We start from the raw sequence: 13,832 nt of genomic DNA, 5'->3' as shown, positions 1-13,832 counted from the left end.
GCGCGACGGTTTCCACGGTGAATGAACGCCCTCCGCGCGGAGGGCGTTCGCATTTCAGGGGCCGGCGACGAGGTCCAGCGAGAGCTGGCGCGCGGTGGCGAGGGGATCGTCGGTTTGGGCGAGATCCAGCAGCTTCACGTCGCCCTTGGGGGTCAGCGTGAGGGTGAGCGTTTTTGGCGTCTTGAGGAATTGCACCAGCGCCGCGCCGATGCGCTCGGCATCGGGAAAGTCCGTGCTGGCGGCCCGCGCCTGCTCCTGCACCACCGCGATCAGTTCGCCGCGCATCTGCTCCACGTCTACATTGGCCAGATCGGCATAGGCGCGCAGCGCCAGCTCGGCGACCCCGAGGTTGGCGAACACGATCTTCACCGGCCCGAGCCCCGCAGTGTCGAGCGCGCCGAGCGCCGAGGTGGAATTGTCGAAGGCGGCCGGTGCGATACCCGTGAGGCGGGCGTCCAGCGCGATGGAGAAAGCCTGTTCCACCTGGGCGCTCGCCGGGCCGATGACGATGGCCTGCGCGGCTTGGTCATAGGCCGTATCAAGCGTGAAGCTCAGCGTCGCGCTGGTCATTCCCGCCGCGACCAGAAGGTTGAACGGCACGCCGTCGTCCGCCGAGATGGGGCCGGTGATCTCCTGCGCGCGCAGGCTGAATTTGGTCGGCACGGCGCCGATGAACTCTCCCCAGGACAAGGCGAAGCGGCCGACGGAGATGGTGCCGGCGGCATCGAGCTCCGGTACTTTGAGGTCGGCGAACTCGAACCCGTCCAGGATGCGGAACAGCGCCAGCACGGAATCCGCAGAGGTGTCGGCGCCCTCGCTCACCGTCTTCGCCGCCAGGTCCATGATGGCAGCCAGGGACAGCCCGTTCACCACGCCATTGCCGAGGGTGATGGTGGCGCCGTCCTTGCTGTGCTCGACGATGCCGGAGGCTTGCAGGCGCTGGAGTTTTCCGGCGGTGTAGCCGGTCATCGCCAGCGTGCCGATCTCCATCTTGCCGCTGGCCTCAGAGAGGGAGGCCTGGCTCATGGAGATGGTGGCGAAGCTCACGCCCTTGAGGACATCGGATGTGAGCGTGATCAGCCGCGCCGATTCCTCCGTGGAAAGGGTGTGGCCGGGCTGCGCCAGGGCGTTCAGGGCGTCGAGCCGGGCAAGATTGAGAAGGCCGGGATCGAGAGCCACACCTTCCGCCAGGAGGTTGCTCACCATCACAGCCGCGCCGCCATCTTGGGTGAGGGAATAGCTGGCGGCCGATACGCGGCCGTAGAGCGGCATGTAGCCGGCGGCCCCCGGCGCGGCCTGCGCTTGCGTCAGCGCCAGCAGCGGGGCCGTGTCGACGGCGTTGGCATCGATGCCCTCCAGCACGCCGGCAAAGCCCTGCGCGGCGTTCTGCGGTCCGATCTGCGAGCGCAGCCCGATGCGATCGAGATGGATATGGGCGATCTTGCCCTGGCCGATACCCTCGGCGCGGAAGGCGCCATAATCCACATCCACACTCTGGGCGTCGGTTCCGGGGGTCTGCGGCGTCGGCGTCACGGCGGCGATGCGCACCCGCGCCGTTGCCTGCGGCAGCACGATTCGCTCGGCGCTCGTCTGCGCGAAATGCGTCAGCACCGCACGCAGGGCCGCGGCACTCGTGCCTTGCGCGGGCGGCAGGACAAAGGCCGCCGGGCCCGAATAGCGCGCCACCTCGACGAGCGGCGTCTCATAGGTGGTTTCGCCGCCCGGAACCTTGGTGCGCACCTCCACCGCCAGCAGTTTTATCGAATCGGCGGTGAAGCGGTTGCCGGAGGGCGGGGCGATGCCGTCGGCGGTGAAACGGCCGATCTTGACCGTGGAGCTGCCGTCGGCGGCGGCAATGGTGATGTCGGCGACGCTGAGCGCGCGGCCGCGGAAATCAAATGCAATTTCGCCATGGCTGGCCTGCGTGCCCGATTGGCGCAGGCTGGCGAAAATCTTCTCAACTTCCCCGCGTGCCTTCACCCCGCTCCAGAAGCTGAAGCCGAAATAGCCGCCAAGCCCGAGAACGACCAGCGCCAGGACGGCGAATATGGCCTTTTTCATGGGTGCACCTTTTTTCAGTCTGCGGTTGCGGCGAGAGTTGCGCGGCGACGTGGTGAACTGCCGAAAAACGTAGCGCTTACCCGTGACATCCCTGCCGCCGAGGGCTACCGTGCCGCCGGTTTCGAAACAAGCGGTGTTTAAGAGGGGTCGGGAAGGGAATGGCGTCCAACATCTCAGATGATCTGCGCTCGGGTGCTCTCATTTATCATCGCCTGCCCCGGCCCGGAAAACTCGAAATTCAGGCCACCAAGCCCTTGGGCAACCAGCGCGATCTCGCGCTCGCCTATTCGCCTGGCGTCGCCGCCGCCTGCATGGCCATCAAGGCTGATCCGCTTCAGGCCGCGGAACTGACCATCCGCCAGAATCTGGTGGCCGTGGTGTCGAACGGCACCGCTGTGCTCGGCCTCGGCAATATCGGCCCCCTCGCCTCCAAGCCGGTGATGGAAGGCAAGGCGGTTCTGTTCAAGAAGTTCGCCGGCATCGATGTGTTCGACATCGAGATCGCCGCGAACGAGGTGGACCACATCGTCGAGACCGTGGCGGCCCTGGAGCCGACCTTCGGCGGCATCAACCTTGAGGATATCAAGGCGCCGGAATGCTTCGAGGTGGAAAAGCGCTTGCGCGAGCGCATGAAGATCCCGGTCTTCCATGACGACCAGCACGGCACGGCTATCATCGTCGGCGCGGCGGTGCGCAATGCTTTGGAAATCGGCAACCGCAAGATCGAGGATCTCAAGATCGTCACCTCGGGTGCGGGCGCTGCTGCGATCGCCTGCCTCAACCTGCTGGTGACGCTCGGCGCCAAGCGCGAAAACATCTGGGTCTGCGACATCGAGGGCGTGGTCTATGAAGGCCGCGAGACCCTCATGGACCCCTATAAAGCGGTCTATGCGCAGAAAACCGACGCACGTTCGCTGGGTGAGGTGATCGACGGCGCGCACATCTTCCTCGGCCTCTCCGCCGGCGGCGTCCTGACCCAGGAGATGGTCAAGCGCATGGCGGATCGCCCGCTGATCCTTGCGCTTGCCAATCCCAACCCCGAAATCATGCCGGAAGAAGCGCGCGCCGCCCGCCCCGATGCCATGATCTGCACCGGCCGCTCGGACTTCCCGAACCAGGTCAATAACGTCCTGTGCTTCCCCTACATCTTCCGCGGCGCGCTTGATGTCGGCGCCACCGACATCAACGCCGAAATGAAGATGGCGGCGGTGGAAGCGATCGCGGCGCTTGCCCGCGAAACCCCGTCCGACGTGGTCGCCCGCGCCTATGGCGGCGAGACCCGGTCCTTCGGGGCCGATTCGATCATTCCCTCACCGTTCGATCCTCGCCTGATCCTGCGCATCGCTCCGGCGGTGGCTCGCGCGGCCATGGAGACCGGCATCGCCACCCGGCCGATCACGGATTTCGAGGTCTATGCCGACAAGCTGGACCAGTTCGTGTTCCGCTCCGGCTTCATCATGCGACCGCTCTTCACCCGCGCGAAGCTGGACAAGAAGCGCGTGATCTATGCCGAGGGCGAGGACGAACGCGTGCTGCGCGCCGCCCAGGCGGTGGTGGAAGAAGGCATCGCCCGGCCGATCCTGGTGGCGCGGCCGAGCGTGCTCGAAACCCGCCTGCAGCGCTTTGGCCTGTCGATCCGCCCGGGCACCGATTTCGATCTGATCAATCCCGAGGATGATCCGCGCTATCGCGACTATGTGCGCACCTATGTGGAGATCGCCGGCCGCAAGGGCGTGACCCCCGATGCCGCCCGCACCCTGGTGCGGACCGACAATACGGTGATCGCCGCGCTCGCGGTGCAGCGGGGCGAGGCGGATGCCATGCTCTGCGGCATCGAGGGCCGCTTCAATCGCCGCCTGCGTCATGTGCGGGACATCATCGGCCTGGCGCCGGGCGTGCACGAGCTGGCCGCGCTCTCGCTGCTGATCACGCCCAAGGGCAATTTCTTCATCTGCGACACGCAGATCCAGAACGAGCCGACGGCCGCCGATCTCGCGGAGATGACCATCCTTGCCGCGGCCCACGTGCGGCGGTTCGGGCTCGAGCCGCGCATCGCGCTGCTGTCCCATTCCAATTTCGGTTCGCACGAAACCTCGTGCGCCAAGCGCGTGCGCGGTGCGCTCGAGCTGATCCTGCAACGGGACCCGTCGCTGGAAGTGGATGGCGAGATGCAGGCCGATGCGGCGCTGCTGGAGGATGTGCGCGAGCACGTGTTCCCCGGCTCGCGTCTCTCGGGCGCCGCCAACGTGCTGGTGATGCCCGACCTCGACGCCGCCGACATCGCCTACAACATGATCAAGGTGCTGGGCGATGCGCTGCCCGTGGGCCCGATCCTGATGGGCACGGCCAAGCCCGCGCACATCCTCGGCCCTTCGGTGACGGCGCGCGGCATCGTCAACATGACCGCGGTCGCCGTGGTAGAAGCCCAGGGCGCGCTCTGAGCGTTCCCCCTCTTCGATTGGAAATGAAAAGGCCCGGGAGCATCTCCCGGGCCTTTTTCGTTGCGGTTCGGCGCGGCTGGGTCGGAACGCTCAGCCGTCCCAGCGACGCGGGCGATAGAAGGTGTGAACCCCGATGCGATCCAGCTTGCGCATCTCGCGCACCCAGCTCGGCCGCACCCAATAGGCATGATAGTGCGTCGCGCGGCCGACGCTGGAAAGCCAGAGCTTGCCGTCCAGCATATCGGACGCGATCTGCTTCGCCTGCAGCCACATGTCGGGCTCGCGGATCACGTCCTTCACGTCGTCGCAGGCGAAGGTGAATTGGCAGGCCAGGTGGCGGTGCGCGTTCTGGTAGACGGTCTTGCAGACGTCGTTGGGATAATAGCCGGAAAACACCCGGTTCATCACGACCTGGGCGACCGCGATCTGTCCGCGTTTGGGTTCGCCCCGGCTCTCGAAATAGATCGCTTCGGCGAGGCATTTTTCCGCCCGCGCGCGGGCCGGGCCGGCGAGCGCAAGGCGCGTCGCGGGGCTGGCGTCGCCGCTCATGATGCCGCTCACGATGCCGCCGGCCTCATCGTCCTGCGGGGGAACCGGCGGCATGGGCGGCAAGGCTGATGCGCTGGGCGGCAGCGCGGCATATTCGAAGGGGAGAGGCGGAAAGAGCCCGCCGCTCTGGCCGAACACCACGCGAAGGTCGTGGACGATCGGCTTGTCCTGGGCGGTTTGCGTGCCTTGCGCCGTGCCTTCGCTGGCGTCGAGCGAAAGGCCCGCGATATCCGGAGCTTCCAGTTCCGCGCCGTCCTGGGCGTCGCCCGGCGGCGGTGGCTCGCCGAAGATCAGCGCCTGCGGCGCTTCGCTGGAGGTGTCGAACGCGCTCATGTCGGGGCCGAAGGTGGACGGGATGTCCTCTTCTGCGGCGATGCTTTCCTCGTCCAGCCCCGGCAGGCTCAGCACCTGGTCGAGCGCGAGTTCCAGATAGGCGCCATCGGAATTGGGCGAGGGGCCGAACACGGCGGGCGTCTCGGGGTCCTCGTCCCGGTCCGCGAGCAGGACAGCAGGGTCGCTGGGCGGAAGCGCGCCGCCCAGCACCAGCGGCGGCGGATAGGCATAGGTGCTGTCGGCATTCGCGGGAACAGAGGCGGTGGAGGCAGACGCGACCCGTACCGTCGCCTGGGGTGCGCCCGGGTCCGGCGCGGAGGGGCCGAGAAGCGGTTCCCAATCCAGCGTCGCCACGCGCAGTGCACGGACCGGCGCGGAGAGCAGGCCGCCCTGGGCTCGCTCGGCCGCCGCACGGGACAGGAAAATGTCGGATGGCAGCATCTGCGGGTACGCCGCCGTTGCGACAAGGCATCCGGCCGCCGCCAGAATGCAAGCCGGCACACGCACGCCGAAATACCGAACCATGGGATCGCCCTCACAGGAAGCCAGCGAACGAACGCCGACGCCTGGAGAGAAAAATCACTTATCAACCTTACGAGCGGGTTAAGCGTGCCGCAAATGCCGCTTCCCGGCTGAAGGGTCCGGTCGCCGCAACCGCCATTTTGCGGGCGAGGGCGAGCCCCTCGGTGCCGAATCGCAGGCGAATCGCCTCCTCGACCCACTGCTGTTCCTGCTCCGTCCGCTGCGCCGCAAGCCGGCCATCCACCGCCAGATGCGCCTGGTGCGCGGCAAGCGCGGCGTCGAACGCCTCCAGCCCCTCGCCGCTCGCTGCGGAGAGGCGAATGACCGGCACCGTCCATTGCGACGGCAGGCCGCTCAGCGAGAGCGCGCCGCTGACATCGGCCGCCGCGCGCCGCGCGATATCGGCCATGTCCGCCTTGGTGACCACGATGATGTCGGGCAATTCCATCACACCCGCCTTCATGAACTGAAGGCTGTCGCCAGAGGCCGGCTGGATGCACAGGACCACGCTGTCGGCCACGAGCCCGATGTCCGCCTCCGACTGGCCGACGCCGACGGTCTCGACGATGACGAGATCGAAGACGGCGCGCATCAGCACCACCGCCGCCACCGCATCGTCCGAAAGGCCGCCCAGCCGGTCGCGCGCCGCCATGGACCGCACGAACACGCCGCGATCCTCCGGGTCGGTCTGGATCCGCGCCCGATCGCCCAGCAGCGCACCGCCGGTGCGGCGCGAGGACGGATCGACCGCCAGCACCGCAACTGTGCGGCCCGCCGTGCGGGCGCGGCGCACCAGCGCATTGGTGAGCGTGGATTTGCCCACCCCCGGCGGGCCGGTCAGACCCAGCACGAGGGCCTTCGGCTGGCGGGCGGCGCGGTCCAGCAAAGCCACCAGGGGCGGCTTGCCGCGCTGAGTCTCGACGGCAGCCAGCGCCTGTGCCAGCGCGCGCTTGCCGCCCGCGCGCAAGGTTTCAAGGTCGGGAATCTGGGGAATATGGACAGACATGACGGGAAGTCTAAAGCATGCTCCCGTCCGGCAGAAACGGGCGCCCAAATAAAAAGGCGCCGGCTTACGCCGACGCCTTTCCATTGATCGGACACGTGCGGGGGAACGAGCCGATCAATAGCTCCGTCATGGCCAAAGCGGGAGACGATGGAGGGGCAACCCCTGGGGCCATCCTGCCCATCGTCATGCAACGCGTGGATGCAAGAGGTAGCATTATTTGTTGGTTCTAATGTACCAAGCTCAACATGAACGAGAGATGAGCGGACCGCTCAGATCGAGTTCATTAGAGGTAATAATGTAAAGAACTGAGCGCCGGGCACGTGTTTCGAGACTGGATGGCTTGCCTCAGCCTGTTGTTTTTATTCAAGGATGGAGCAGTTTTCCGCCTTGTCCCGGCGGCAGGCGGGGCGGCGGGTCACACGCTTTTCACGGCATCAGAGATAATATGTCTCTACAATCAGAGCGGGTAATAAACGTGTCCGTGCTGTTGAATATGTTCGGCATTTTCCTCCGCTTGGGATTGACGTCCTTCGGGGGGCCCATCGCCCACCTCGGTTATTTCCGTGAGGAATTCGTCGTGCGCCGGGCCTGGCTGACGGATCGGGCCTATGCCGATCTGGTCGCCCTCTGCCAGTTCCTGCCGGGGCCGGCGTCGAGCCAGGTCAGCATGGCGGTGGGGCTGATGCGGGGAGGCTTGCCCGGCATGTGCCTGGCCTTCATCGGCTTCACCTTGCCGTCCGCCGTCCTCATGGTTGCATTTGCCGTCGCGCTCGATGGCGTGGACGGGCTCGGCGGCGCTGGCTGGGTGGTAGGGCTGAAGGCGGCGGCCGCGGCGGTCGTATGCCATGCGGTGCTCGGCATGGCGCGCAGCCTCTGCCCGGAAAAACGCACCACGTCCATTGCGCTCTGCGCCGCCATCCTGGCGGTCTGCCTGCCCGGGACCGGGGGGCAATTGCTCGCCATCGCGCTCGGGGCGCTCGCCGGCTATCTCGCGCTCCATTCGGTGACCGACGCGGCGGCCGAACCTTTTCCCCCGCTCGGTATTTCGCGGCGCATGGCAATCTGTGCCCTGGTTCTGTTCGGCGCTGGTCTGCTGCTCCTGCCCCTCGCCGCCGGCCTGACGCACGCGGGCGGTTGGGATCTGGCGGAGCGCTTCTTTCGCGTGGGTTCGCTGGTGTTCGGCGGCGGCCACGTGGTGCTTCCGCTGCTGGATGCGGAGACGGTGGGCACCGGCCTGGTCTCCAAGGACGCATTCCTCGCCGGCTATGGCGCGGCGCAGGCCATGCCCGGCCCCCTGTTCACCTTCGCCGCCTTTCTGGGCGCGGTGGCGCAGCGCCCGCCCTCGGGCATTGCCGGCGCAAGCATTGCCTTGCTCGCCATTTTTGCTCCGTCCGCTTTGCTGGTGGTGGGTGCGGTGCCCTTCTGGGAGCGCCTGCGCGCTGCAACCGGAGCCCGGCGCCTGCTGGCAGGGGTGAATGCGGCGGTGGTGGGTCTGCTGGGTGCGGCCCTGTGGACCGTCGTTCTGCCGGAGGGAGTGACCGGCCCTTACGCCTTCGCCCTTGCGGCTGCATGCTATCTTGGCCTCGCCGTCTGGCAGGTGCCGGCCTGGGCCGTGGTGGCCTTCGCCGCTGTGGCCGGTGCCTTTGTGCTTTAAAGCGGAGTGCCGGAATGCTGCGCGTCAATCGGGGCCTTGCGCGCGGCCGCGCGCTTCGCCACCTTCATATTTTTCCAGGACCGATCTCATGAGCGAAACCAATCCCTTCGGCGGCAGCATCACCCATCTTACCCCCGCCGAGGTCAAGGCCGGCATGGAGGATGGCAGCATCCTCCTGGTGGATGTGCGAGAGCCCGATGAAACACGCGCCGAGCGCATTCCGCATGCCGCGCTGATGCCGCTCTCCACTTTCGATCCCACCGCCTTGCCGGAAGCGCAGGGCAAGCGGATTGTCTTCTCCTGCCGCTCGGGCCAGCGTTCGCAACGCGCAGCGGCCATCGTGCAGGCGTCGGGCCTCCCGCTGGAAGAGCACATGCAGGGCGGAATTATCGGCTGGAAGCAGGCGGGCTTCCCGACCGAGCAGGGCTGAAGCGCCCGCCACACAGCGGTGCCAGCGCCGAGCGGGTGGCTCTAAGGGGCTAGAACCCCGCTGGTGCCGGCGTGGCGCGCGCGAACCGAAGAGAGACCCGCGTGCCCTGGGCGCGCGGTTCAAACGCGAGGTCCGCGCCGAGCTTGTTGGACATGGCCCGCACGATGCGGTTGCCGAGCCCGTTGGACTGGGTCGCCAAATCCGGCGACATGCCCGCGCCGTCGTCCTCGACCGCCAGCAGGATCTCGTCGCCCGCGTTCCGCAACTCCACCCGCACCGGGCCGGAGCCGCCGGGATAGGCATATTTCGAAGCGTTGATCACCAATTCCGTCACGATCACCCCGATGGCGACGGCACGGTCCGGGTCAATCTCGATGTGATCGGCCTCGATTGAGAGCGTGACGCCGAATTCGGCATGCTTGGCGGAAATCTGGAGATCGTCGAGCAGCGAGGACAGATACTGGTCCGCCGCAACCGTCGTGACCTGGTCGGACGTATAAAGCCGCCGATGCACCTGGGCGACCGCCGCGACGCGCCCACGGGCAGCGTTCAGCGCTTCCTGGACCTCCAGATTCTCGGTGGCTCCGGCCTGGACGTGCAGCAGGGAAACGATGATCTGCAGGGAATTGCCGACCCGGTGGTTCATCTCCCGCAGCAACAGCGCGCGTTCGGCGGCGAGCGCCTCGAACCGATCGCGGGCGGCGCGGATTTCCGCCTCGGCCGCTTCGTGGGCCTTGCGCATCTTCACCGCGTCGAGCGCGGCGGCGATGGCCGAGCGCAGCAGTTCGATGAAGTCGCCCTGGATTTCCTTCACCACATAATCGGTCGCACCCGCCTTGAGGGCGGCGACCGCGATGCGGCTCTCCTGCGTGCCCGTCACATAGACCACGGGCGGCGGATCGGGCAGTGCACGGATGGAGGCGAGGGTTTCCAGGCCGTCCTGTCCCGGCATGTAATGGTCGAGAGCCACCACGTGGATGCCGCCCTGGGCCAACCGCGCCAGGCCTTCGGTGCCGGACGTCGCGGTTTCCACCACATAGCCGAGCCGCCCGAGCTGGCGCTGGACCAGGCGCCCGAGGCCGGGATCATCGTCGACATAAAGCACCCGCACCGCATCCGTCGGCGCGGCGGTTTCGCGTGCATGCCTCAAATCATCATCGGGCTGCGCCGCGTCGGGCATCACTTGGCCTTCGGCACCTGAATCACGGAAAAGAACAGGCCCAACTGACGGATCGCGTTCGCGAAATTCTCGTAATTGACGGGCTTGGTCACGTACACATTGGCGCCAAGGTCGTAGCAGCGCTGGATCTCCACCTTATCGTCAGTGGTCGTGAGCACCACCACGGGCGACAGCCGCAAATGCTCGTTCTCCTTGATGCGCTTGAGAATATCGACCCCGGTCATGTCCGGCAGGTTGAGATCCAGAAGCACAAGCAGCGCGCGGCCGGCGTTCTGCGCCGCGGTGCCATCGGGGCCGAACAGGAAGCTGACCGCGCTCGTGCCATCGGTGAAGGGGAGAATCTCATTCAGCACGCCGGCGCGGCGGATATTCTTCTCGATCAGACGAGCATGCCCTTCGTCATCCTCGATCATGATGATGGTGACATGCTCAGTCATGCTTTTCCTCTTCGGCGCTCAGGACGAGGCGACGCGGCAACGTGACCTTGAAGGTCGTGCCCCGGCCCAGTTCCGAATCCATGATAATCGCTCCGCCCATTCGTCGCACCAAGGTGCGCACATGAGCAAGTCCGATGCCCTCCCCGGGGCGATCCTGAGGCCCTGACCGGCGGAACAGTTCAAAGACCCGGACCTTGTCCCGTGGATCGATGCCGCGCCCGTTATCGCTCACCAGATAGGTGACATAGCCAGGGGTTTCGGTGGCGGAAATCTCGATGCGCCCCGGGACATCGACCCGCAGGTATTTTACCGCGTTGTCGATGAGATTGGTGAAAATCTGCTCCAGCGCGAGCCGGTCGCTGACGATCGACGGCAGCGGACCGACCTTGAGGGTGGCGTCTCGTTCCAGCAATTGATGCGCCATGGTAGCGCCGATGTTCTGGACGAGCGGCGCAACCTCAACGGGCACGGGATGAAACTCAGCCCGCCCCTGGCGGGACAGATCGAGGATCGCCTTGATGAGCCGGTCCATCTTCGTGATGGACGCCTTGATGAAGCCGAACGCCTCCTCGAAATCGCGTCCGAGTTCGGCATCGCGCTCCGTATTCGTATCGTTGGCTTTTTGCCTCAGGTCGGCGAGGCGATCGAACAAATCGGTGCGCAGCGCCTCCAGCTCGCTCGTGAAGCCCATGATGTTCACCAGCGGCGAGCGCAGGTCATGACTCACGATGTAGGCGAAGCTCTGAATTTCGTTATTGGCCTCCTGGAGGTTCGCGGTGCGTTCCAGCACGCGCCGCTCCAGGCTCTGGTTCGCGTTTGCGACGTCCTTGTGCGCCTCGCGCAAGGCGGCGGTGTTGCGCTGGACCAGATGCATGGAGAGGCCGGCAAGGCCGATAATCGTCACCACGCCGACGAGATTCACCAGCAGAAGCCACAAGCTCGTCTGGTTGGAGGAGGTGGTGCGTTGGGCCAGAAGCCGCTCCTCCTGGTCCTTCATGCGCTCGATCTGCGAGGTGATATCGCGCATCAGGGCTTCGCCGCGGTCGGTGCGCACGATCTGCAGCGCGCCTTTCGCATCGCCTGCCTTGTACATTTCGACGGTCTGGCGCAGCTCCGCCAGCTTCTGGCTGATGTCCGGCTCCAGGGTCGAGAGCGCGTTCTGGCGATCGGCATTGTCCGCCGTGCTGGCGCGGGCCTGCAGCAAGGTGGGCACGACCTGGGACAGGGTCTCCTCGAAGAACTCCAGATAGCTGGCATCCCCGGTCAGCAGATATCCGCGCTGCGCGCTCTCCGCGCGCCGCACCATGATCTGCACCTGGGAGAGCGTGTTCTCCACCCGCAGCGTATGGCTGACCTGCGCCGCGTCTTCCTTTGCCCGGTTCACCAGCCAGATGGAGGCGGCACTGATGGCGATGAGAACCACGAAACCAAGGGCGAGAACCAGAGTTTGGCTGAAACCGCGGGTCCGCCGCAGCGGCTCGAGGAGGGGCAGGGACGTCAAAGACCGGATCTCCGTGCGACGTGGCGGCGATCGCGCACGGCGAAATGTGCGCTGCAGGAACGGGCGAGCGTGCGAGTTCCCAGCCCCGGTTGGTCCAAGAATAGCGCATCCGCCCCTCTGGAAACAACGCTCGGCCCAGGAAGTTGCAGGCAGGTGAAAATAAAAGCAGAGGCACAGCTTGTAGGTTCTGCGCCGACGCGCTTGGATAAGCGCACGATCTCATTGCAAGTTGGAGTCTCATGCAGCGTTCAGGAGCCGGCACCCTTCCTCACGATGCCACGCGGGCCGACCCGCTCACTGAGGCCGACGCTTATGTGGAAGCCCACGGGGTGCCCGAGATCGTCGAAGTGCTCCTTCCGGACACCAGCGGCGTGCTGCGCGGCAAATGGCTCCCCGGCCACGCGCTCAGCAAGGTCTGGGACAGCGGCGTGCCGATCCCGCTCTCGATCTTCGGCTTGGACGTGTGGGGTTGCGAGGTCGCGGAGACGGGCATTCATCTGGAGACCGGCGACAAGGATGGGTTGTGCTGGCCGGTGCCCGGCACGCTGAAGCCGGTGCCGTGGTCGCCGCGCGCGGCCGCTCAAGTGCTCATCACCATGCACGAACCTGATGGCACACCCTGGATTCTCGATCCGCGCCAGCAATTGGCGAAGCTGGTGGACCGGCTGGCGGCTTTGGGCCTGACGCCCTGCGTCGCGTTCGAGCTGGAATTCTATCTGCTCAAGCCCGGTGCCGAGGGTGCCGCGCCGGAGCCGGTGTTTCCCGCCACCGGGCAGGCGCGTCAGAACATGTATGCCATGTCCGATCTCGACGCGTTCGCCCCGGTGCTGCACGACATGCGCGCGGCGGCGGAGGCGCAGGGGCTGCCCACCGACACGGTGATCTCGGAAGCCGCACCGGGCCAGTTCGAGGTCAATCTCTATCATCGTGCGGACGCGCTCAAGGCGGCGGACGATGCCATTCTCCTGCGCCGCGCGATCGAGGGCGTGGCCCGCAAGCACGGGCTGCGCGCCACCTTCATGGCCAAGCCGCTGGCGGATTTCGCCGGCAACGGCATGCATGTGCATGTGAGCCTGCTGGATCGTGACGGCCGCAACGTGTTCGCGCGCGAGGGCGGGGAGGGGGACCGGCTGCTGCGGCACGGAGCGGGCGGGCTGCTCTCCACCATGGCGGATGCGACGCTGCTGTTCGTGCCGAGCTACAATGGCTATCGGCGCCTTGTGCCGGGTTCCTACGCACCGACCGGCATCACCTGGGGATACGATAACCGCTCGGTGGCGGTACGGGTGCCCAACGGTCCGCCCCAGGCCAAGCGCCTGGAGCATCGCATCGCCGGAGCGGAGGCCCATCCGCATCTGGTTCTGGCGGGCATTCTCGCCGGCATCCTGGAGGGCATCGAAGCGCAGATCGAGCCGCCGGAGCCGCTCATCGGCAATGCCTATGATTATGATGTGCCTCGCCTCTCGCCTTCCATGGCCGAGGCGGTCCAGCGCTTCGCCACGTCCGATTTCATCGCCCGCGCCTTCGGCGAGGAATATCGCCGGGTCTATGCGGTGATGAAGCAGGCCGAGCTGGATGCTTTCACCCGTGTCATCCTGCCGCTGGAATATGACACGTATCTATAATGCCGCTCGTTCATTTGGTATTTTGGTAGCTGTTGACGGTGCCCGGCGCCCCGCCTAGCGTCCATCGCGGATAGGCTGGGCTGGGGAGCGTCT

At 66.2% G+C, this 13,832-nt stretch carries 10 protein-coding genes; 4 read left to right on the top strand and 6 right to left on the bottom strand.

The features are described 5' to 3' along the window. Positions 1 to 54: 54 nt before the first annotated feature. Positions 55 to 2,061, bottom strand: coding sequence for an aq_1923 C-terminal domain (locus tag V5F68_RS15415; RefSeq protein WP_394013404.1), 2,007 nt, complete (start codon positions 2,059 to 2,061; stop codon positions 55 to 57). A gap of 158 nt (positions 2,062 to 2,219) precedes the next feature. On the opposite strand from V5F68_RS15415, the gene V5F68_RS15410 reads away from it, so the two are divergent. Continuing rightward, the gene (locus V5F68_RS15410) at positions 2,220 to 4,502 is read left to right on the top strand and encodes an NADP-dependent malic enzyme (RefSeq protein ID WP_394013403.1); all 2,283 of its coding nucleotides are present in this window, start codon (positions 2,220 to 2,222) and stop codon (positions 4,500 to 4,502) included. Positions 4,503 to 4,592: 90 nt separating this feature from the next. On the opposite strand, the gene V5F68_RS15405 is transcribed toward V5F68_RS15410, so the two are convergent. Both V5F68_RS15405 and V5F68_RS15400 read right to left on the bottom strand, forming a co-directional pair. Then, on the bottom strand, positions 4,593 to 5,909 hold the full coding sequence (locus tag V5F68_RS15405) for a cell wall hydrolase (RefSeq protein WP_394013402.1): 1,317 nt from the start codon (positions 5,907 to 5,909) through the stop codon (positions 4,593 to 4,595). A gap of 67 nt (positions 5,910 to 5,976) precedes the next feature. Beyond that, positions 5,977 to 6,912 carry an ArgK/MeaB family GTPase gene (locus V5F68_RS15400; RefSeq protein WP_394013401.1) on the bottom strand — a complete coding sequence of 312 codons (936 nt, stop codon included), beginning with the start codon at positions 6,910 to 6,912 and terminating at the stop codon, positions 5,977 to 5,979. 475 nt (positions 6,913 to 7,387) lie between these two features. On the opposite strand from V5F68_RS15400, the gene chrA reads away from it, so the two are divergent. Continuing rightward, positions 7,388 to 8,566 carry a chromate efflux transporter gene (gene chrA, locus V5F68_RS15395; RefSeq protein ID WP_394013400.1) on the top strand — a complete coding sequence of 393 codons (1,179 nt, stop codon included), beginning with the start codon at positions 7,388 to 7,390 and terminating at the stop codon, positions 8,564 to 8,566. An 88-nt stretch (positions 8,567 to 8,654) separates the two neighbouring features. After that, positions 8,655 to 8,996: a rhodanese-like domain-containing protein gene (locus tag V5F68_RS15390; protein WP_394013399.1), complete on the top strand. Its 342-nt coding sequence runs from the start codon at positions 8,655 to 8,657 to the stop codon at positions 8,994 to 8,996. Between the two features lie 49 nt (positions 8,997 to 9,045). On the opposite strand, the gene V5F68_RS15385 is transcribed toward V5F68_RS15390, so the two are convergent. From V5F68_RS15385 to V5F68_RS15375, 3 genes are read right to left on the bottom strand one after another with little or no spacing between them, the layout of a single operon-like run. Further along, positions 9,046 to 10,176, bottom strand: coding sequence for a response regulator (locus tag V5F68_RS15385; protein WP_394013398.1), 1,131 nt, complete (start codon positions 10,174 to 10,176; stop codon positions 9,046 to 9,048). Next, positions 10,176 to 10,613, bottom strand: a complete 438-nt coding sequence (locus tag V5F68_RS15380) for a response regulator (protein WP_394013397.1) — start codon at positions 10,611 to 10,613, stop codon at positions 10,176 to 10,178. The genes V5F68_RS15385 and V5F68_RS15380 overlap by 1 nt, the downstream gene beginning before the upstream one ends. Then, positions 10,606 to 12,114 (bottom strand): sensor histidine kinase, encoded by a 1,509-nt coding sequence (locus tag V5F68_RS15375; protein ID WP_394013396.1) that lies wholly within the window; start codon positions 12,112 to 12,114, stop codon positions 10,606 to 10,608. Before V5F68_RS15375 ends, V5F68_RS15380 begins: the two co-directional genes overlap by 8 nt. Positions 12,115 to 12,353: 239 nt before the next feature. Here V5F68_RS15375 and V5F68_RS15370 point away from each other — a divergent pair, with 239 nt between their 5' ends. After that, positions 12,354 to 13,739, top strand: a complete 1,386-nt coding sequence (locus V5F68_RS15370; protein WP_394013395.1) for a glutamine synthetase family protein — start codon at positions 12,354 to 12,356, stop codon at positions 13,737 to 13,739. Positions 13,740 to 13,832 lie beyond the last annotated feature (93 nt).

Origin of the sequence: Roseixanthobacter pseudopolyaromaticivorans (assembly GCF_043195145.2) — a bacterium.
Classification (GTDB): domain Bacteria; phylum Pseudomonadota; class Alphaproteobacteria; order Rhizobiales; family Xanthobacteraceae; genus NCEH01.
The sequence above is the reverse complement of the archived record's forward strand: the minus strand, read 5'-3'. Positions and strand labels throughout refer to the sequence as shown.